Source organism: Desulfatiglans parachlorophenolica (assembly GCF_055394735.1).
This window is the reverse complement of the sequence record NZ_AP042460.1, coordinates 4832910-4854397: the sequence shown is the minus strand read 5'-3', so window position 1 is coordinate 4854397 and position 21488 is coordinate 4832910. Positions and strand designations below refer to the sequence as shown.

Genomic DNA, 21488 nt, shown 5'->3' with positions numbered 1-21488 from the left:
CCCGCCATACCGCCCTGTGCCATCCAAATGATGGACAGCCGAAAAACCTTTTCACGACATAGGGGGGCGATCCAGATCGGAAGGATAATAGAATGTAAAAAGACAGCGCTTTTTAGGGTAGAACTCCTTTGTCTGCAGTCTTGGAAGATCTTACACTCCTGAGAGATAAGGTCTCGTAAATCGGTGCAAATCGGCATTCAAGACACCACGGGCCGAGTGGGCGGCATATGTGTCTCCATACAATTTTCCGAGGACGCCGGCCGCCACCTTTTCCAGCGCATCCCAGGCCTCGGCCTCCGTCGGCAGCGGCTGTGATTCCCGTATGGACCGCCAATGATATTCCACCTCGGCTTCCAGTCCTCTCAAAACCTCCTGTCCTGAAAAACCTGCACCGCTCCTCAGGTTCCGCATACCCAGAAGCAGAAGCCTCCGGCAGGTGTTCCGAAAGGGAAAATGGGAGTAGAGGGAGGGAAACAGGCTTCCCCCTTTCCGGCGCATCCCCACCGTCCGCAAATTTCCGCCCATGAATTCCTTTAGACGGGATTCGATCGCATGGGAAATACCGATCAGATCGTTCACCGACAGCATGGAGAAATCGTTGCGCAACTTCCCCAGAATCCTCCCGCAGAAAACGCCGTCCACCACATGCCGTCTGAATATATAACCCGCAGGCCGGTCATGGGAATGCCTTACTACCACCTCAGGATCATAAGCGATCCTTTCCCCCGCGAAAAGGACTTGCCTTGCCCACGCCATATCCTCGGCGTACGGGACATCAGGGAACGGATAGCGCAGGAGGAGATCTTTCCGGTAGACCGCACAGACGTTATCAAGCCTCGTCAGGCGATAGGCCTCGTCAAAACCCATTTTTCCATACGCATCGGGGAAGGCCAAGCGCTGAATCCGCCGCTCGGAACCCAGGAAACGGTTGAGCCCCTCGGTGGTCCAGCGGGCATAAGGGCCGGCTGAGGCATGAGCGACCTGCCGCCCGTAAACAGCCGCGGCCCCAGTCTCCTGCAAAGCCCCGCGCAAGCAACCGAGCCAGGAACTCCCCACCGGGACAGCGTCCTGGACCATGAAGACCACCTCTTCACAGGCCGTGTACTGCAGGGCCAGGTTGCGCGTCCTCGCGTGGTGGAAAACCCGTTTCGGTATACGGATGACCCGCGCTCCAACCCGCTCCGCGGCCGCAAGCGTGCCATCCGTCGAACCCGAGTCGATCACCACGAGGTCCACAGGCCCCTCGAAGTCCTGGGATTTTATAGCCAGCAGACTGTCTTCGAAGATCCGCCCCCCGTTCAGGGTGGGTATGACGATGCTGATGCCTTGCATATCCAGTTTCTTCGGATCAAGCCTCTTCATGGGAAAGCATCGGATCCGCCTGCTTCGCATCCCTACACAACGTCCACTCGACCCCATGCCGGATATGCGCGCGGATCTCGGGGGTGATAAAGGCATCCCTCACAGCCGTGAAATCCGCCCGCAGATCATCGAACCGTCCGAGATCGGATGGCATCGTGCTTCCGCCCTCGACCGCATGTTGGAACAATTTGTAGCACTCGATCAACCGGTTGGCAGGATAGTCTTCCCCGGCATCGCTCACACCCGCGAACTGATGTTTCATCCCAGGATCGATGAACGCCTCGATCTGATCTTTCACGGCCGCGTAAGCATGAGGCGGATCGATGCACAGGATCCTTGTCAAATCCTCAATGGCCGCGAACGTATCGCTGAGCAGCCTGTCGAACGACAGGAAGTGACGCGGTTCATGGCGGCTGTAGAACTCCGCGTACAGCATATGCTGCAGACAGAGAAGCTGCGCCTGGCGTTCGCCGATGCCTTCCCGCCTGCACAAGGATCTGACGGCTTCAAAAGGGTTCCTCAAGGCAAGGATGAAAACCAGTCGATCAGACCTCCGTTCGAGCGACGGGCGCCAGAATGGGTAGAGTACGCACATCCGGGGATCCTTGATACCGAAAGGGCCCTCACCGGTAAATTCCTCATCGAGGATACGGTCCGCCTCGAGCCTGAACCCGGTCAGCGCCGAATCTTTCCACCACCCATCCTCCAACAGGAACGCGTCGGCCCACGTTGCACCAAGGCAATGGAAAATCTTCTCGTTGAGGGCATAGATGCGATAGTTCTCGAAATAGCCTTTGGGATTGCCCTCTGTCGGGGCCATCATGACCTTTCCCAAGTCGACGCCAAGATGATGAAGGATCCCCATCAGCGCCGATGTTCCACTTCGATGCATACCCAACACCACAATACACGTCCTCACCATTCCGCCAGTTCCCTTTCCCGATTCGACCGATCCAGAAGCACTCCATCCAGGGTTCCCCGCCCCCCGGTAATGGAAAAATCGCGTACGCATGTCATGGGCTTCGAAAATCCGACCGGATCCGGTCGGCGATCACCTTGCATCGAACCGCAGATCCGGCTCGATGCAAAAATCAACGATCCCTGTGGTCAAGATCCCGTCCTCGTGCTGGACCCTGATCATCACCACGTCGACGATCCGATGAAGAAAAATCTCGTCTCCTCCCATTACGGCTGTGACCCCCGCGTTCATAAAATAAACGCCCGGATGGAGGAGACATCGAAAGCGCATCTTCACGTGCACCACCGTGCCGGCCTCCACGCAGGGGCACGCATCGTAAAGCGTCGACGACGCAGCTCCACCCAGTTCGATGCCGCTCACGGTCTTGATCATCGATCCGAACCGAACATTGAAAGCGTCCCCGCGGAACTTCACCCGGTAAGCATAGACGTATTCCTGCCTGGGCACCAGGACATTGACGCGCTCCCCGCCAGGTGTGGTAATCCGCACATCTTCAATGTCCGCCCCTCGAGACTCATAGTACACCGTGCTTTTCGGGACGAGATTCGGATCATAAAAGGCCGTCGCCCCATCCAACGCCCCGGATCCTCCGGTGCGGTTTCCTTTTGGAGCGTGTGCCTCCGAAAAAGCCCCGCCGGCCCCCGCCCTGATCTCGTTTTTCACCGCCTCGACCCTGTCGGCCGGCGCAAAGATGAGCTTGTGGTACTTCGAAACGACCTGCTTAGGCGAACCCTCCAGGATCAGTTCCCCCTGCTCCAGCAGCAGCGCGCGGCTACATATCTCGACTACGGTCTGGGCCGAGTGGGATACGAAGACAATAGTCTTCCCGGCCTCCCTGAACTCCTGCAGGCGCGCGTGGCACTTCCTCTGAAAGATTTCATCACCCACCGACAAAGCCTCGTCGACGATCAAGATCTGTGGATCCACGTTGATCGCGACGGAGAAGGCCAAACGAATGAACATGCCGCTCGAATAGGTTCGGACCGGCTGATCGAGGAAGTCACCGATATCGGCGAACGCGGCGATGTCACCCAACCGCTGGCTCATCTCATCGCTGCTCAACCCCAGGATAGCGCCGTTCAGATAGACGTTCTGGCGTCCCGTGAAATCCGGGTTGAAACCGGCGCCGAGTTCGAGCAGCGCCGACACCCGTCCCGACACCGATACCGCCCCGCTCGACGGCTCGAGGATCCCGCAGATGAGCTGGAGCAGCGTCGATTTACCGCTGCCGTTGCGGCCCACGATCCCGACGGTTTCACCGGCGTAGACGGTGAAAGAGACATTGCGCAGGGCATCGAAGGGCCGATGATACCGCTTGCGCCGAGGGTGGAAAACCTCCTTCACGCGGTCGAGCGGACTGCCGTAAAGCCTGTAGGTCTTGGTCAACCCCCTGACGTCGATCACCGGTTGCTTATCCATGTTCATCGGTTGCGGCCCCGCATCTCTTCTAAAGGACATCGGCGAAATGAGGTTTCAGCCGCTTGAACACCAGCGCTCCGAAGACAAAGAGCGATCCGGCGACGGCCCAAAAATAGAGGGCTTCGGAGGGCCGCTCCCAGAAAGGAACAAAGTAGAGAAAGGAATCACGATAGCCCTGAACGATATAAAACATAGGATTCAGCTTAAGATACCCATGGATTTCGGGGGGCATCATTTCCAGATTCCAGAAGATCGGCGTCGCCCAGAAACCGACCTGGATGAAGACATTGATCACATGTGATACGTCTCTGATAAAAACATTCAACGACGCGCCGATCCAACCGATGCCAAGCGCCAGCGTCGTCATCGCGAAGAGATAATACAGAAATTGCAGATAACACCATTTGACGGGCATCCTGTGGAACAGGATCAAAAGGAGCAACACACCCAGGAAAATGGCGTGTGTGATCAAAGACGCCACCACTTTCACGATCGGTAGAATCTGTGAATGGAGGAGGGTCTTCTTGATCAGGTTGGCATTGGATACAACCACACCGACCGATCCAATCACCATGTCGGCAAACACAAACCACGCGGCCATACCACATGTCAGCCACACAACGAACGGGACATTTTCAGCCGGCTGAACCCTGAAACCCAGGCTGAAAATCACCCAGAAAACCACGACCAGGATGATGGGATTGACGAAGGTCCAGACAAAACCCAACAGAGATCCCATATACTGCCGGGCGATCTCACGCTTCGCCATCGACCAGATCATATCCCGCTGAAGAACCAGAAGGCGGATAAAGTAATAGAAGCTTTTCAGCATGTGCCCCTGAAACCGAAGGTTTTCCCCGAAAGAAGGCTGCATTGCCCGGCACCGGACCAGCGCACCTCTATATACCAATCCCGTCAACAAGACAAGATATCATGCCAGATCCACTTAAAAAACGGAATGCTCCCCAGCCTTGCCCGGCAAATCCTTTCGGCTGGAAACCGGTCCGAATCCCGGTTCGAAATGCCCGAGGCGTCTTTTCGTCATCCCCAACTCCAGCGTGTTCCCGGATGGATATCAATCGTCCGATGCGGAGATCTCTAATCGGCTTTCGATGATTTTTCAGCGTTGCCAACCAACTTTTTTTCAAGAGATGCGACCTGCTCCAAACGCGCCTCACTCTCCCCCACAACCGTCTCCAGACGCCCCCGCAAAACCTCGATCTGCTCCCCGCGCGCGACCCGGTCCGCCTCCAAACGCGCCAACTCTTGGAGCAGATTCTCCTCCGTCTTATACTTGCCGCTCAAAACCCCTTCCACTTCCCTCAGACGGGCGGTCAACCGGTCGATCTGCTCCAAACGCGCCTCACTCTCCCCTGCAACCGACTCCAGATGCCCCCGCAAAATCTCGATCTGCTCCCCGCGCGCGACCCGGTCCGCCTCCAAACGCGCCAGCTCTTGGAGCAGATTCTCCTCCGTCTTATACTTGCCGCTCAAAACCTCTTCCACTTCCCTCAGACGGGCAGTCAACCGGTCGATCTGCTCCAAACGCGCCTCACTCTCCCCTGCAACCGACTCCAGACGCCCCCGCAAAATCTCGATCTGCTCCCCGCGCGCGACCCGGTCCGCCTCCAAACGCGCCAGCTCCCCCGCCATGAAATCGAGTTCCGTTTGCTTCATTCGGATGGTTTCTTCGAATTCCTTTATCTGCGCGTTTAAAAACCCAGCCTGATTCGATCCCAAAGCTGTCCAGGATATAAACTGCTCTGTCGACGGCTTCTTCCTTCCCCGAACATCCCCGCCTGCCTCGAAACGGCGATCCGAAGCATGAGGCAGGTTCGACGTACGCTCCCTTTCATCGTGCAGCGCCTGAAGGGCCTCTCGAACCTGCGCAAGTTCCAGCCCCAATCTCTCTAACTCGGAACCCCTGAACCTGATTTCCTTTTCTAAACCACGCACCTGACCAAGAAGGACCGATCGCTCCTGATCGACCGCAGAAAGTCGTTCGGAAAGTTCCTCTATAAGCTCCAAACGTATTGACCGATCATCTAACAGATGCGAAATTCTTTCTCTGAGCTCCACGACCTCTCGATGCAGATCCGCCTTCACTCCGTCATCAGCCTTTGCCTCATCCAAGAGCCTCGAGCATGCTTTCCTCAGGCACGAGGAAAGCAGGGCATCATAGATTCGAGCCGTAAACGGGCCCATCTCCCCAGCCGCTGCTTCGGCTTCCGACCGAGACCCATCCCACGAAGTCTCCGGAGCCCCGCTATCCTCGCACCCCTCACCCGGGCGGCTCAACCCAGCTGCCCGCTTCCCCATCAAACCGCTATAAAGGGCCTGATACTGTTCAACCATCCTCTCGGAGCTGCATTTGGCCTCAACCGCCTCGCGAACCGCACTCCCCGCTTCGAGGATCTTGACGGGGTCCGCCGCCAGGCCAGAAAGCGCCGCGGCCATTCCCGTAAAATCCCGCGGCTGGACAAGCCATCCCTCCTTGCCGGACTCCAGTAAATCTCTCGTATCCAGCCGATCCAGGGTCAGGACAGGGACGGCGCAACTCATCGCCTCCAGGAAGCCGCCAGGCAGACCCGACGCAAGGACCGGAGCGAAGTAAAGATCGACGGATTCGAATACCTTATTCCACGCCTCCGTTGATTGGGGAGATTTTACACCGATGACCGGCAGCCCCGCTTCGCCTCCGAAGCGGCCCACACCTTCCGCCGCAATGAATCTGAGGGCTCGCCTCTGCACCAGATCATCGATCTCCGGAGCGTCCAGGATACCGCGGAGCACATCCCAGAGCTCCGCTTCACAGCATCGCTCGCCCCCGATACACGGGGCAGCCACAAATACGGTCAATGCGCCGGAGGCGCTTCCTCCCGCGCTTCTCCCACACTGACGGCTCAGCGGTCTCATGGAGGATGTATGAATCCCCTTTCGAATCATCCGGATCTGCCTCCCGGAGAAAACCCTGCTCTTCTCCGCGCATTCCAGAAGCAAGGGATCGGCTGCAACGGGGTTGAAAGAGCATCCTCGGTACAAGGCCGATTTGTCTTGGAGCACAGCCGACGGCAAACCATACGGATCCGTGATGAGCTGCGGACATCCTGTGCAATCATCGACATATTTTTCACAACGGCCTGAATGATGACATCCCCCGGTCATCGGCTCCTGTCCGTACAACGTCCATACAACCGGCCTGCCCAGGGCGAACAGCCGCTGAAGCCCAACAGGAGAGAGGAATCCGCTGACATCATGAATGTGGATCAGGTCCGCGCCCCGAACCCATGCAGAGGAGGAGACATCCCATCCTGGATAAGGGAAACCGAAGGGAGTGCAGCCAATGGACGTCCGGTTTCGATCGATATAGGCATTCTGAATAATCGAACCGTATTTCGCCCCTATGTCATCGGCCATCCCTTCCAAGGTATTCACCGCAGCAACCATTTCATCGTCGCCGGTCTTGTGGAGAACGATGCATCGCGACGTATGCCCGGAACGAAGCAAAGACCGGTGAAGCTCCAAAAGCTGCCTGTCTTCATCCAAAATCGGATCATTTGTGGATATATGCGTTATAAACATGGCACTCATTTGTCTTTTTACGAAAATACTCGCCCATCACCTGCACGCTTGCTATCCAGGAACAAGGAATTTTCTTTACAGATTCCGCCTGTCATGACAAAGAGCGTATGTCCGAAAAAGGAACGGCTTCGCATGCGATCATCAGCAACCAGAGATCTGGTTCCTCGATGGTCCCATCCCCCAAGGTCAGCTTCAACGCCAAGTGATTCACCCCCTCATGCAGCGATGCATTCAGCAGCACCACACAGTCACGCTCATGCCCGGTATAGGGAACCTCGAATGGTGCGACCTCAGAATTCTCATGAACAAGGACCCCGTGCACTTTCTGATGGAAGCTGCGGCATCTGAAGCAGAGCAGATACTCTTCCGCCTCCGGACAATCAATGCTCAAGCTCGCCTCCGGCTGGATGATCCAGCGGACCCCAGAGGGCAAAGCCAGATGCGGATAGCCCAACTCTCTACCCCTGAACCCGCACAGGAGCTTTATCCCGGTCGAAAACGTCGCACAGTTTGGCGTAACGACTACAGAGGGTCCCAATTCTTTGTTCGTGCACGCCTCCTTGCGCAAGTCCCATTTCCGGGTCGACTGATTGAAGCGAAGAACTTTGCCGGCATAGCCGAAGACCTCCATGCCGTCGGGCGAACAGGCTGCATTCCGATAGCGCTCCCATTCGGCGTCGCGTATCTCCCTGTCGATGATTCTTTCCACCTCATCATAATATTCATCCAGGAATTCCGAAAGCTGCCCTCGTCGCCTTCGGTGGAACGCCAGGGGAAAATCAGCCACAACGTACTCCGTATGCTCCGCGAACCGACGCCACAGATCGAAATCCCCGGCCAACCGCAGATCCGCGCTCAAACCCCCGACAGTAACCCACAGGGGCGTGCGCCAGAATGTCCCCTCTTGCATGACGAAGCCAAAACGCCGGCCGTCACAGATACCGGCTCTCAGGGACCTTCTCGGGTAGGGAGTGAGCTCGAAAATACCCATCGGCGCGCCGTTCTGGTCGATCAGCGCCGCTCTGCCGCCGATCCAGTCGACGCCCTTGAACTCTTCCAGCAACTGCCCCGCCGTTGCGAACGCGCCCTGGAGCAGGCGGTCATCCGCATTGAGCCAGCCCATAAAATCCCTGTCTTGCGGGCCTATGCACTTGAAGCCTTGATTGATCGCATCGTAAAGCCCTTCGTCTGCGCCTGTTGCAAAGCTGAATTCAATGCCTTTACAAAGGACCGGCAGGCATTCGTCGTTGATGCGCCGCTCCCACTGCTCGATCTTCTCGAGGGTCCCGTCGTCCGACCCGCCGTCCTGGATGTGGTATCTGATCCGGAAAGGACCTGCCTGTGTCAGGATGCTGGCAACGGTTTCATCGATAAACTCTTCCGCGTTCAAACAGGGCGTCACGATGCAAAACCGCGGAAAACCGTCCTCTCGAATTTCGGCGATCAGACCGTTATCGCGTGTGCAAAAAACAGACGGATTCTCGGCTGCATCAGTTCCCGCCGTTTCTTCGACCCGAGCGGGAAAGGAAACCTGGCGAAGGATATACCCGTTCCATGCCTGCCCCTGTCTTTTAAGACTGAAGCAATCCTCCACCAGTCTGCGGCCTGCATCACCATATTCCCGGCATCTGCCGGGGGACGAAATAAAAAAACGCAACGCCTCGACCAGGGATCCCGCACTGACATCCTTCGTCACACGCGCGTTCAGCCCGTCTCGTGCGATTTCCGGCACCCCGCCGACGGCAAATGCCGCAACGGGCAGGCCGCAGGCCGCGGCCTCCATGATCGTCTGTCCGAAAGCCTCCTCCATAGAGGTCGCCATAAAAACATCCGCAGCGCCGTAGAGAAGCGGCATTTTGCAGTGCTCCTCCACAAACCCGACGCTGTGGGCATGCTCGAATCGCGGGGAGTTGTCGCCAAACAACAGGAAATAGGCATCCTTTTGAAGGGCCGCCAACACTTCATCGAAAAACCGGCCCCCTTTGCGATGATCCTGCACGTTTACCGCACCGCCCAGAATGATGAAAGCGTCCGGAGGGACGCCGAGCAGGCGCCGACACACATCGCGGGGCATGGGTTTGAATACATCGGTGTCAAGGCCGAGATAGACCACCTCGGCATCGATGGAATCCCCCAGGGCCCTCCGGGCAAAACCGAGGGTCCAAAGGCTGTTGGCTGCAAGCGGTATCCCCGAAGGCCCGCAAAAGATCGTCCGGCGAAGCCTCCAAGCCTCGGCTATCTCTCCGGCAGCCAGCGGGGGGTAAAGGTCACACGTCAGGCAGCTTTCATCACAGCCGGTCAAATACAAGCGGCAGTCGCCGGGATAGGCGCACCGTCCGGTGAAAAGATAACAGTCGTGGGCGTAGGCCACCGTCAAGACGTCGAGGCCCCTCAACCCCAGGAAGACCTCCAGAGGCCATCGGGCCGCATGCAGGTTACCGACGATCACTACGTCCGGCGTTTCGGCAGCGACTTCAGCGATCAGCGCCTCGACAATCGCCTTTACGCTCCGGCCGCATTCCAGATGCAGCGACCTTCTGGAATGCAGCCCCTTCCATCTCTCAGAGGCGCCCGCCGGGAATACCTCCATGTGCCTCTGTTCGCCGGCATCCCAGCACAATGCCTTGACCTCGTGCCCCATGATCAGAAAGGACTTGATCTGGCGAAGCTCCGCCAAGCCGGCCCCATAGCGGAACCCTATGTCATTCAGAAAAAGAACCTTCAGCGCCGCCCCGTTCTCGAGCTTCGCCCGAATACGCTCCCTGTAGCCCGCCATCAGCGCCGTTCCTCGAGATATTTTCGGCTCACCTGCCGCAGTTCCGTTAGAAAGGGCAAATCTCCATGGGTCTTTTGCTCCCCATGCACCCTGAAAAGCGCCAGGACATCGGGTATGTGGGCGATTCTGGCCCCTGCGAGGGCCATCCTCACCCAGAGGTCATAATCCATGCTGTAATAGAGGGATTCATCGACCTCGCCGCCGCTCTCGCTCCAGATTTCCCTGGACCAGAAAACCTCGGGCTGGAAGAAAAAATCCCCCTTTTGCCAGGAGTCGTCAATATCCAGCAGGCGGTCCACCGGCAAAGATGCGACCTCCCCGAGCGGCATCACATTATGATGTCTATGGAAGGGCTTCTTTTCGAAACCACGCACCAATGCACACCCGCCGGCCACCATATCCGCTCCATACTGGTCGAAGGCCATCGCCACACGGATCAGGGTCCAGGGCATATATCGATCGTCGCTGTTCAGCCAGGCAAGGATCTCCCCTGTCGCCCGCCTGAACCCCTTGTTCAGGGCATCGGACTGCCCCCTATCCCTCTCACTGACGCAATAAGCGAACCCGTGCCGGTAGTGTTCCAGAATGGACGCCGTATGGTCAACCGAGCCTCCATCCACCAGGATATATTCAAGATTCGGATAGCCCTGCATCAGAACGGAACGGATGGTCTCCTCCAGAAAAACACCCTGGTTGAGCGTCACCGTGACAACGGAAATTTTTGGCCAGGGATTCCCTGAAGGCATCTTTTGAGGCAGCTCGAACACCGGGCTCCGCAACGGCCAGTTCTTCACCGAATAAAGCTGCCTGTCGCCTGCCCCTGGATCTGACCACGCGGCGGGGGGGCCTTCAAAAATCCTCAGACCATGGAATGCGCGAACTCCGGCGACCTCCCCGAAAACGAGGTCCTGACCCCTGGGCGCCCCCCCCGTGTGAACGATGAGACTACCGCGCCGCAGTCGCCCTCTCAGGAGATTCACTTCCCGCTCGGCCATCTCATTGTCCCAAACTAAGCCGTCATATCGCGCCAAAGCATTGGCCTCCTCCAGGCTGAGCCACTCAGCCAGGGGCCTCTCCTGCGCCTCGATCTGAAAATCTTTTTCCCTCTCCTTGACCCACTTCGGCGCACCGAGAACCGTCACCTCCGCCCCGGCCCCGGCGATAATCCGGGCCGCCTGCAGATTGCGCCTGGTGGCGTTGACGACCAATACCCGCCTCAGATGGGTGGCACGTTCAAAAAGAAACACCATCGCACGGTCCTCGAGATCTCCCCCCAGAGTCCTGGCAAAACTGATCACCTCGATGACAGGCGCATCCATAGAAGATGGCGCACGGCCGCTCTCCCCGGGTTTGACAGACTCGAACGTCTTCAGCAGACGCAGGCTGACGAGATAAAGCTCATTAAACAGTCGAAAATAATGATTGAGCGCAATCCTATCCACGCCCAGCTCGAGCCGGAAACTTTCATCTCGCAGCAGTTGGTGCAGTTCGGCAAACGGCTTGTGCGCTATGAGAGCCCGCCTCGATGGCAAACTCAGACCGGATTCCAATTGTGATATCTCACTCAGTAGATGGCCCATTTCTTGGAGGATCGATTCATCGGACTTCATCCGAGCGAGCCAAACATCTTTATTTTCTTCTATTTCCTTATTGTAAATTGCGATAGTTTTTTTTAATGCCTCATTCTCTTCCTGCAGGCACTCCAACCTTGTACAGGTTATATCGAGCGCATCCCGCAAATTCGCCGCAGTCTTGCTATAAGCAGCAAACGCCCTGGCATGAGCGTCGCCCTGCGCCGAAGCGGTCTGTAAAGACTCTCTCAGCTTTTCGATGTCATCATCGATAGCATCGATCAGATCGATTTTTTCATCCCAATCTTTTTCGAACTTACGCCTCTGCCGTTCCAAATCTTCGATTTGTGCCCCGGCAGACCTGTTCGCCTCGATAAGGGGTTCACGATCAGCCTCCAGGCCCTCAGCGCACCTCTCTCCGCGAAGTACGATATCCTTTAACGATTCCATCAGAATACCGCTATAAATCGCAGTAAAACGGGGGCCTGTCTCGCGCAGGAGGACCGGCTTTTCGGGGCCTCGAGACAAGACCGCCCCCTCCTGCATGCCCCGCCCGTGGTGACCGGTTTTGTCCGAAAGCTCCCGAAAAAGAGAAAGGTAGGCGGCGGCCTGATGTTTCACAGAAAACCTTTCGCGCACGACCCTGCGGCAATTCTCCCCCATAGCCAACCGTTTTACCGCATCTCCGGCAAGATCCAGGATCGCCTCCGTCAAAGCCGTCAGATCCCGCGGGGCTACGAGTCTCCCCGTAATGCCGTCTTCGATCATTTCGGGGACGCCGCCCACCTCGAACGCCGCCACCGGGGTGCCGCAGGCCATGGACTCCATGACCGTATTGGGAAGATTGTCTTCGAGGCTCGTAAGGACAAACACGTCCGCCGCGCAATAGACTTCCCGGATGGATTCCACGCTGGACAGATGGCCGAGACCGGTGACCGGCATATGGATCCGCTCTTGAACTTCGTCTGAACCGCTCCCGAATGCCAGGACCCGGATCTTTCCCTGGCGGGCAAGATCACCAAAGGCACGGTTCTCAAGACATCGATCGAGGCAGGTACAGAGCGAAGCGATATTTTTCCGCATTTCCAAAAGATTGTCGGCGGAAAAAAGGATGACGAAGGCCTCCGGCTCGATGCCGAATCGTTTTCTCACCTCCCCGCTGTCCGCAGGTCTGAACTCTTCTGTGTCGATCCCGTTTGGAATGACCTCCACGCGGTACCCCTTGAAAAGGGCACTCGCAGATGCGCACCCGGCCAACCAGCGGCTGGGAGCCACCATGACGGGTTCGGCTCCCCGCCAAAGCTCTGCCTTGTCCTTCAATATCACAGCCGGCAGATCCAAAGAATCCCGTTCGATCTGGGGGCAGCCCGAACAGTCCGAGCGATATCCCTCACACCCCGCGGAATAATGGCACCCACCGGTAAATGGATTCTGATCGTGGAGGGTCCAGACCACCGGCTTCCCCAGCGAAAACAACCGTTTCAGGCTAACGGGCGAGAGGAATCTTGCGACCCAGTGCAGGTTGATGACCTCTGCATCTTTCACTTCCAGCAGGCCCGAAATATCCCACCCCGGGTAAGCCAGCGAAAAGTAGGTGTTGCTGATGCCGGTGCGCCTCTTGCCGATGTACCTTTCCTGAATGCGATCCATCCGAAGAGGCTCACCTGAGGGTGTCAAAGATCCTGCCTCTTCAAAAGGGTTGATGACGGATGCGTCGTCGTCGAAATCGCTGTGGCGCACGATCATGAGGCTGTCCGCCCCTGCGGCGGCCAGACCCTTGTGCAGCCTTCGTGCGGCGATAGCAGCGCCGCCTCGTCTGTCATGGGTGTTGATCAGGACGGTTCGCAACGTCTGTAAACCTCCCCCGCTTCCAGAAAAAAACCGGCCTTTTTCCTCGACCGCTGCGCCGGTGAACATACCGGCGCCCACCCTCAAGGGGCCTGGCCGATCAGACGTAAAAACTTGATTTCATGAATATTATAAAACAGGGGCCCGCCGCGAAGCAGCTGGACTCAGCACGCGAAGCGTGTGAAGAATCCTTATTTCCGGATTGGAAACTGGGTTGTACCGGGAAATCATTTCCGGATGGACACCAGGGTTGCGACCGAGCACTTGACATAATCCTCACAAGAACCGCACGCCATCCTCGAACGTACCCTTATGTGAACCCTACTATGAACCCCCGGCAAAAGGCAACGGTGCCCTTTTCATGAGCGTCCAGCCGAAGGATCCCCCCTTCCCCTGACTCACCGTAATAAAATGGTTTTCGATATATTCCATCAACAAGGGATGCGTTTCCCTGAAGGAGAGTCCATCGGCACGCATAACCACCTCATCTCCCAAGAGCACCCACCCCACCTTCTTCTCCTCGAGCGCGGCAATCTTTTCCCTCTGCCTCTCTTCCGAATCGCGAAAAAGGAAATAAAGCTCCCAGAGCGGGGACGTCTTTTCGAGGATCGGATAGAATCCCGGCCAGTGCGGCGCCACAAGGATTCGATCCTCCCGACCGAGATGGCGGGCAACCGCGTCCTGGACCCCCTCGATCAAGGCCGCCTCCGTCCCGTATACCACCAAAACATCCCCCCCGATCTCCGTTTTCGCGAGCGCTCCGGGCGGAGTGGAAAGCCGTTTGTAAACAGGGTTCGCCACGCCGGCAGAAAAGCAGGAGGCGGAAACCAACACCAGACAGACCATACAGGCCGCGGCCCGATGCCTCCACTCCCCCCGATGAGCCAGCCGCCGGGCAACAGCCGCCGCCAGAAGCAGAAAGGCCGGAATTCCCTGCGCCAGGTGGGAAAGATCCGCGCGCCCGAAAACGTGATGCAGATAGGGAAGACCGACCAGAGCACAGACAAACGCAAAATCGAGGGGCGGGCGGGACCGCCTCCGAATCGCACGGACCGCGGCGCATGCCAGGACCGCTACGTATGAAAGAGGCAGCAGAACGAAGAGGAGGCCCGTGGAGAACTGCTCCAAAAACCGAACAGCGTTCATGCCAGGGCCCCCGGCTCTCCACGGCCAGGGCACGTCCAGATAAAGATTCGCCACGCCGGAGGCAATGAACTCGAAACGCCTGAGGCAGCCTGCCAGAAACCCCTCCACGCCGAGGATCATGCCTGCCAGCGGGAGCAGCCCGATGATGACCCCAACCGCAAAGGGGCCGAGCCGTTGAAGCCCCAGGCGGAAATTTTCCGTGCTCCCTGCCAGAAACATCACCGCCAGGTAGCTCACCCCGATGTAGGCGCCGTGGTTCTGGCCAAAGAAGGCGGCCATTCCGACGAAGCAACCGCCGAAGAAAAACCGTGCACGGGACGGGCGCTCCCACAGCAGGCACGCACCGTAAACGGCCATGAGCAGGATGCCTTGTTCGAAGCTTTTGTACCATGGGATCATCCAAATCATGATGAGGCAGGCCACGCCCGTCTGAGCCAGCCGGCTCGAAAGCACCCGCTTCACGGCCAGCATCCCGCATGACAGGCCCATCCACTGAAAAAAGCCTGCGGCCCAATGAAGCCCTACCGGACCGCTGCCGAAAAGCCTGGTGAACGCGGCGCAGAAATAATATCGGCCCGGATCGTAAGAGAGGAAATCCCTTATGGGGACCTCCCCCGCCGCTGTCCGCCAGACGCCGTACCATAACGAGCCCTCGTCGAGCAGATTGAAAAACAGGTCGTCCTGCGCCCAGACGAAACACGCCACGATGACGGCGGACATCCCGCACAAGACCAGACCTTCGCGGATCGTCCGCTCGCTATTCTTCATAGTAGAATACCCCGCATCACTCCCCATCGGCTGCACGCGCCCTCCCGTCTGATGCCCAGGCAAACGCATCGATCCATGAGCCGCGATCCCGGCCTCCGTTTCGGTCTTTCCGGCCTTTCGGAGCCCCCGACCCACCATCCATTTTAAACCTTGCCCCGCAGTCGCCGGTGTTGTTATAGTTTTTCGCGAGTCTGGTTTCCATCCGGAAATGATTTCCCGGTACAACCCGGTTTCCAATCCGGAAATGAGGATTTTTTCTTTACACCCTTCGGGTGCTCGGCACCACCGCTTCGCGGCGGGTCCCGATTTGTCTATATTGAAGAAATCAAGCGTTTGCGCGGAGGCGACCTGGTGATCGCCGCACAGGCAAACTTGCAGGTTGACGCTGAGATTGGCAAAAAAGACCATTCCCGGATGGAAACGAGTTTAAGCCATCCCTTATTTGTCTTCATCCGGGGACCTTTTTTCGGGCACCCGCAGGCTCGGAACAAATCGTTAACCGTCGCGCGGGCCGAGGGACGAATCGAGGCCGATCGCGGCCCCCAGAAACCCTTTCCGGACGGGAACACAATCCCGGCAGCCACTGGATCGAACATTGAAACTCAGGATACTCGTGACCGGCGGGGCTGGTTTCATCGGCACCAATTTTGTTTACCACCTGATGAAAAGGTATCCTCGATACCAAATCCTCGTTCTCGACGCCCTCACCTACGCGGGCAACCTGGAGAATTTTTCGAGCGAAATCAAGGAAAATCCGAACTTCAGATTCATCAGGGGCGATGTCTGTGACGCGGCGCTTGTCCTCGATCTGGTCAGGGAAGTCGACTGCGTCGTTCATTTCGCGGCCGAAACGCACGTTGCACGCTCCATCTTCGACGATCGAAAATTCTTCAAAACCGACGTCCTGGGCACCCAATCGGTCGCCAATGCGGTCCTGCGCAACAAGGATCAAATCAGGCGCTTCATCCATGTCTCTACATCCGAGGTCTACGGCACCGCCCTCTATCAACCCATGGATGAGGATCATCCACTAAACCCGATGACGCCTTATGCAGCCGCGAAGGCCGGCGCCGATCGCCTGGTTTACAGCTACTGGCGGACCTACGATCTCCCGACCGTCATCGTCAGGCCTTTCAATCAGTACGGCCCCTATCAGCACCTCGAGAAGGTCATTCCCCGGTTTGTCAGCAGCGCCCTGCTCGGCGAACCCCTCACGATCCACGGCGACGGCACGGCCAAAAGGGACTGGCTCTTTGTCGAAGAAACCTGCAAACGGCTGGATCTCGTGCTTCATGCCGATGACGCGGATGTCAGGGGACAGATCTTCAACCTCGGCTCCGGATTCGACCTGGACATCCTGGGCGTCGCTCGAACGATCCTGAAGATCCTTGGACTTTCGGAGAACCTGATCACCTTTACACCGGACAGACCAGGGCAGGTCCAGCACCACATCTCCAGCACCGCCAAGGCCGAAGCCGTTCTGAAGGTTCACCCGTGCACCCATTTTCAGGAGGGACTCGAAAAAACCATCGCGTGGTACGCCACCCACCGAACGTGGTGGGAGCGAATGCTGAGCATGCGACGGGTCGAAATCGTCGGCAAGGACGGGACCTTTCAATATTATTGATTGACATGAATCGCGTTTCCGTGATGAATGTCCCTCCGCTATGAAGATACTTTTTGTCATACCCATTTCAGACGAGCGTTTCAACAGCACGCCCGACATCGGCCAGGGATACCTGGCCGCCCTGGCCCGCCAATCGGGGCACAGCGTCGCCTATCTGGACTGTCTGCTGGAGCGGTGTTCCTATTTGGATTTCAGGCACCGCATCGAAGGACTCCACCCCGACCTCGTCGGCATCAAGGTCTTCAGCTGTGATGCGCAAAGCGCCGCAGCAATGTTGCGCATCGTCAACGAGGCCCTTCCCGCTGCATTGACCGTAATCGGCGGCCCGCACCCCTCGTGTGAGGCCCCGGAGAGGCTTTTCGAACAGTTTCCCGGCCTCGATTACGCCTTCGCCGGAGAGGCCGAGCCAGGCTTCCCGTCCTTCCTAAGTCAGCTGGAAGAAGCAGGCCGGGCCGGGCCGGGCATCCCGGGGCTCATCTATCGCGCAGATGATCGGATTGCGGCCAACCCCAGGGCCTTTGCGGACGATCTCGATGCGCTGCCCATGCCCGCCTGGGAGATCCTGAGGCCCGACCGCTACCGATGCGGCTACTCCTTCATGACCACGAAGCTCCCGGCGGCCCCGATGGCCATCACACGCGGGTGCCCTTTCCACTGCACCTTTTGCGGCTCACATCTGATCACCGGGCGGCGTGTGCGCCGAAGGAGCGTCGATCATGTCATCGATGAGATCCGCTATCTTCAGACGCGCTTCCATGTCCGCACCATCGACATCGTCGACGAGAATTTCGCGCTCGATGCCTCTTTTGTCGCCCGATTCTGCGAATCCTTGCTCAGCCGGGGCATCCGGATCGGATGGGACTGCCCCTACGGCATCCGGATGGAAAGGCTCAGCCCCGATCTCGTCCGTCTCATGGAGCGCTCCGGCTGCTTCGGCTTTTCCATCGGCATCGAAAGCGGCTCACAGCGGATCCTCGACTCTGTCAAGAAGCAGCTGAGCCTCGATACCATTCGCGAAAAGGTCCACATGATCAAAGCGGTGAGCGACATCACGCTGCAGGGCTATTTCATGCTCGGCTTTCCCTCCGAGACCCGGGCTGATATCGAGGCGACCATCCGCATGGCCTGCAGCCTTCCCCTCGATTTCGTCGTTTTCTCCCCGCTGAGGGTAACAGAGGGAACGGAGATTTATGAAGAGATCACCCGGAAATTCAAAGCATCTCCCGAGCTTCACTATCAGGGATTCGGACGTCGTCATTGCCTGAAAGGCTACGCCGAAATGTCCGAAAGGGAGATGGCCGGGCTTTATCGGAAGGCCTACCTGAGGTTTTACAGCCGCCCGCGCACCGCCCTGAACGTTCTAAGACGCATCAGAACAAGGGCCCAATTAAGAACCCTCGTCAATGGAATGTTACGATCCATCGCCTTGAGGACATGACCATTCACCCGACACCGGAAGCAAGGGGCCGGCAACAGACCGCTCCCCTTGTAAAGCAGGGAAGCGCCCGGGCAGCCGACCTCGGATTCCTTGCCATCCTGGCCCTCCTCTGCCTGGCCCTCAGTTGGGCGCCTTACTTATATGGCTATGCCACGGCCCCGCGCGATGCCTATTTCACGGGGCTTGTCGGCAGGGACGTGCAGGGCGCCTGCATGTATTTCATGTGGGAACGGCAATCTCTGGACGGGGCGCACCTCTTCGAAAACCGTCTCACGCCGGAACAGCACGAACCCTTTTACTTCAATCCCGAGTGGTGGCTCCTCGGCAAGGCGCTCCGGCTGTCGTCGCTCTCCCTGACAGCAGGCTTTCACGTGGAAAGGAGCTTGACGGTCATCCTTCTCGTCTTCGGCCTGTACTACCTCGCGGCGCGTTTTTTCAAGGATGCCTGCGAGCGCCGCTGGGCGCTCATCGTCATGCTTTTCGCAACGGGGCTCGGTTGGGTCCCCTATTCGCTCGACGGGTCCGGCCTTTCCCTCCCGGACTTGAAGCTCTGGGACATCCAGGGGATCAACCTTTTCGGGTACATGATCAACAAACCCCATTTCGTACGCGCGATCCTGGGGACCTGCATCGCCATGGCCCTCCTCCTTCAGGGGGAACAAACCGGGCGGCGCCGATTTTTCCTGTTCTCAGGGCTCACGGCCTCGCTCACCGCGGCCGTCCGCCCGTATGACCTTCCGCTGCTCCTCATGGTCTACGCCGTCTTTCCCATCCTCCTCTCCTTTCAAGACAGGGCTGTTTCCCCGCGCCGGGTGGGGCATTATCTGACCGCCCTGGCCGGTACGCTTCCGGCCGTCGCCTATTACGCCTATCTCCGGTACGGGACGATCATGGACAGCGTCTGGAAGGGGATCGAACTCGAACCGCTCTCGCCCCTGGAACTGACCCTGTGGCTGGGGATCCCCTTTCTGACAGGCTGCTTCTGTTTCGAGGGGTTCAAGAACCTTCATCGGAATGCGAAAGAGGTCATCCTCCTCTCCATTTGGGCGGCCGCCCTGCTCATTCTGATTTATGCCTACCCTCTCATCCCGTGGGGGATGGAAAGCGCGGGGAGTTTCTATGTTCTTTCCGCCCTCGCCTGCTGCATCTGGGTGTTCCGGCACGGAGGGCCGGCGCTCCGGGGGCGTCCTACCCGCTCGAGGAAAAGCGGGTTCATCCCGCGCGGGCTCATGATCGGGGTCCTGCTCCTGTCCATCCCCAGCAATATCATTCTGTATGCCGGCCTGTTCGAGGACTTGTCGCGGCATTCGCGTCCCTATTACCTCCCGCGTGCGCTGATGGACGGCTTCGATTGGCTGAACCGGCATTCCAAAGCGTCGGATATCGTCCTGTCGGCGGCTGAGAACGGCTGCTGCCTGCCGGCTTACGGAGGGGTCAAGGCATTTACAGGCCACTACAACTTCACGATCGATTTTTCCGGGAAGAATGCCCTCGTGAGGCGGTTTTTCGATGACCGGGAGGACAACCAATTCCGACGGGATCTTCTTGAACGCTATGCCATTCGTTATGTCCTCTACAGCGACACCGAAAAACATCTGGGCCGTTTCGAGCCTGCCAAAGCCGATTATCTTCAGGCCGTCTACCGCAATGCGCTGCTCACTATATACGAAGTCTCCGCAAACATCCGCGTACGGGGCGATGAACCGGACGTGAAGCCCGGCAACCGGCCCCTGGGGGATCTCTCATGAAGGTGGAATTTTTCAGGCACTCCCTTGGAAAAGACGAAGAACAATCGCTGATCGACACCCTGCGGGGCGTTTTTCTCACTTCGGGGCCCGTCACCCGCGAGTTCGAAAAGGCCTTCGGGGAATATCTCGATTGCAGGCACGTCATCGGCACCTACAGCTGCACGACGGCGCTGTTCCTGTGCCTCAAGGCGCTCGGCATCGGCGCTGGGGATGAGGTCATTACAACGCCCATGACCTTCATCGCCACGGCCAACGCCATCCTGGAAGCCGGTGCACACCCGGTTTTCGTGGACGTCGAGCGCTCGACCGGGAACCTGGACGTTCAGCAGCTCTCCGGGGCCGTCACCGAGCGGACAAAGGCCATCATCCCGGTGCATCTCTATGGGCACATGTGCGACATGCGCCGGCTTTCGGACGTAGCGCGCGCCCGGGGGCTTTATCTCATCGAAGACGCGGCCCACTGCGTCGAAGGGGCGCGGGACGGCGTCCGGCCCGGGCAGTTGAGCGACGCGGCCTGCTTCAGCTTCTATGCGACCAAGAACCTGACGGCGGGGGAGGGAGGGGCCGTGGCAACCAATCACCCCGAACTGGCCGAAAGGCTTTTCATCCTGCGGTCTCACGGCATGGACAAGGCTGCGGCCGATCGTTACACAAGCGCCTACCGGCACTGGGACATGCCCCTTTTGGGATACAAAGCCAACATGTTCGACCTCCAGGCCGCTCTGCTCCTGCCGCAGATCGGCAAGATCGCGGACAAACTGAAGGAAAGAACCCGCATCCGGCGGCGCTACGATGAAGCCTTTTCGGACAACCCCCTGCTCGGTCTGCCGCAAACCCTCGATGGTACCGCCCACGCCGGGCACCTTTACACGGTTTGGGCGCCGGCCGGAAAAAGGGATGCCTTCCTGGCAGGGCTCAACCGGGAAGGCATCGGTGTGGCGGTGAACTACCGCCCCGTCCATCTCATGCACTACTACCGCAAGCAGTTCGGCTTCGGGCCCGGAATGTACCCGGTCGCGGAGGAGATCGGGGAGCGCACGGTCTCTCTTCCGTTCTATCCCGGCTTGAAAGATGAAGAGGTCGAAGCGGTGATCGCGGCGGTCCAAAGAACCCTTTCGGTCCTTTAAGGGCGCACCCCCTGCCACCTCGACCATCCGCACGCCGAACCGAGTCTGTCCTGCGTCGGGCCTCCCACAGAAAAAGATCCCTCCTGCGGTCCGCAAA

Annotated in this window: 12 protein-coding genes; 4 read left to right on the top strand and 8 right to left on the bottom strand. The window is 58.2% G+C overall.

The window, feature by feature from the left end; genetic code table 11:
- Positions 1-150: 150 nt before the first annotated feature.
- The 8 genes from ACZ500_RS22475 to ACZ500_RS22440 all read right to left on the bottom strand — a co-directional run bounded on the left by ACZ500_RS22475 (position 151) and on the right by ACZ500_RS22440 (position 15859).
- Positions 151-1362: a glycosyltransferase family 2 protein gene (locus ACZ500_RS22475; protein WP_464229652.1), complete on the bottom strand. Its 1212-nt coding sequence runs from the start codon at positions 1360-1362 to the stop codon at positions 151-153.
- A complete protein-coding gene (locus ACZ500_RS22470; protein ID WP_464229651.1) occupies positions 1349-2284 on the bottom strand; it encodes a sulfotransferase family protein in 936 nt (311 codons plus the stop codon). The genes ACZ500_RS22475 and ACZ500_RS22470 overlap by 14 nt, the downstream gene beginning before the upstream one ends.
- A gap of 129 nt (positions 2285-2413) precedes the next feature.
- A complete protein-coding gene (locus ACZ500_RS22465) occupies positions 2414-3760 on the bottom strand; it encodes an ABC transporter ATP-binding protein (protein ID WP_464229650.1) in 1347 nt (448 codons plus the stop codon).
- 28 nt (positions 3761-3788) lie between these two features.
- Complete coding sequence (locus tag ACZ500_RS22460) at positions 3789-4592, bottom strand: ABC transporter permease (RefSeq protein WP_464229649.1); 804 nt, start codon at positions 4590-4592, stop codon at positions 3789-3791.
- 266 nt (positions 4593-4858) lie between these two features.
- Entirely contained in the window at positions 4859-7306 is a 2448-nt protein-coding gene (locus ACZ500_RS22455) for a glycosyltransferase (protein WP_464229648.1), read from the bottom strand.
- A gap of 127 nt (positions 7307-7433) precedes the next feature.
- Positions 7434-10118: a glycosyltransferase gene (locus tag ACZ500_RS22450; RefSeq protein WP_464229647.1), complete on the bottom strand. Its 2685-nt coding sequence runs from the start codon at positions 10116-10118 to the stop codon at positions 7434-7436.
- Positions 10118-13537 (bottom strand): glycosyltransferase, encoded by a 3420-nt coding sequence (locus ACZ500_RS22445; protein WP_464229646.1) that lies wholly within the window; start codon positions 13535-13537, stop codon positions 10118-10120. Before ACZ500_RS22445 ends, ACZ500_RS22450 begins: the two co-directional genes overlap by 1 nt.
- 324 nt (positions 13538-13861) lie before the next feature.
- The gene (locus ACZ500_RS22440) at positions 13862-15859 is read right to left on the bottom strand and encodes a hypothetical protein (protein ID WP_464229645.1); all 1998 of its coding nucleotides are present in this window, start codon (positions 15857-15859) and stop codon (positions 13862-13864) included.
- A gap of 187 nt (positions 15860-16046) precedes the next feature.
- On the opposite strand from ACZ500_RS22440, the gene ACZ500_RS22435 reads away from it, so the two are divergent.
- The 4 genes from ACZ500_RS22435 to ACZ500_RS22420 are packed head-to-tail and all read left to right on the top strand — an operon-like array spanning position 16047 to position 21391.
- Entirely contained in the window at positions 16047-17078 is a 1032-nt protein-coding gene (locus ACZ500_RS22435; protein ID WP_464229644.1) for a dTDP-glucose 4,6-dehydratase, read from the top strand.
- Between the two features lie 40 nt (positions 17079-17118).
- On the top strand, positions 17119-18516 hold the full coding sequence (locus ACZ500_RS22430) for a B12-binding domain-containing radical SAM protein (protein ID WP_464229643.1): 1398 nt from the start codon (positions 17119-17121) through the stop codon (positions 18514-18516).
- On the top strand, positions 18513-20264 hold the full coding sequence (locus tag ACZ500_RS22425; protein ID WP_464229642.1) for a hypothetical protein: 1752 nt from the start codon (positions 18513-18515) through the stop codon (positions 20262-20264). The genes ACZ500_RS22430 and ACZ500_RS22425 overlap by 4 nt, the downstream gene beginning before the upstream one ends.
- The gene (locus ACZ500_RS22420) at positions 20261-21391 is read left to right on the top strand and encodes a DegT/DnrJ/EryC1/StrS family aminotransferase (protein ID WP_464229641.1); all 1131 of its coding nucleotides are present in this window, start codon (positions 20261-20263) and stop codon (positions 21389-21391) included. Before ACZ500_RS22425 ends, ACZ500_RS22420 begins: the two co-directional genes overlap by 4 nt.
- Positions 21392-21488: the final 97 nt, after the last annotated feature.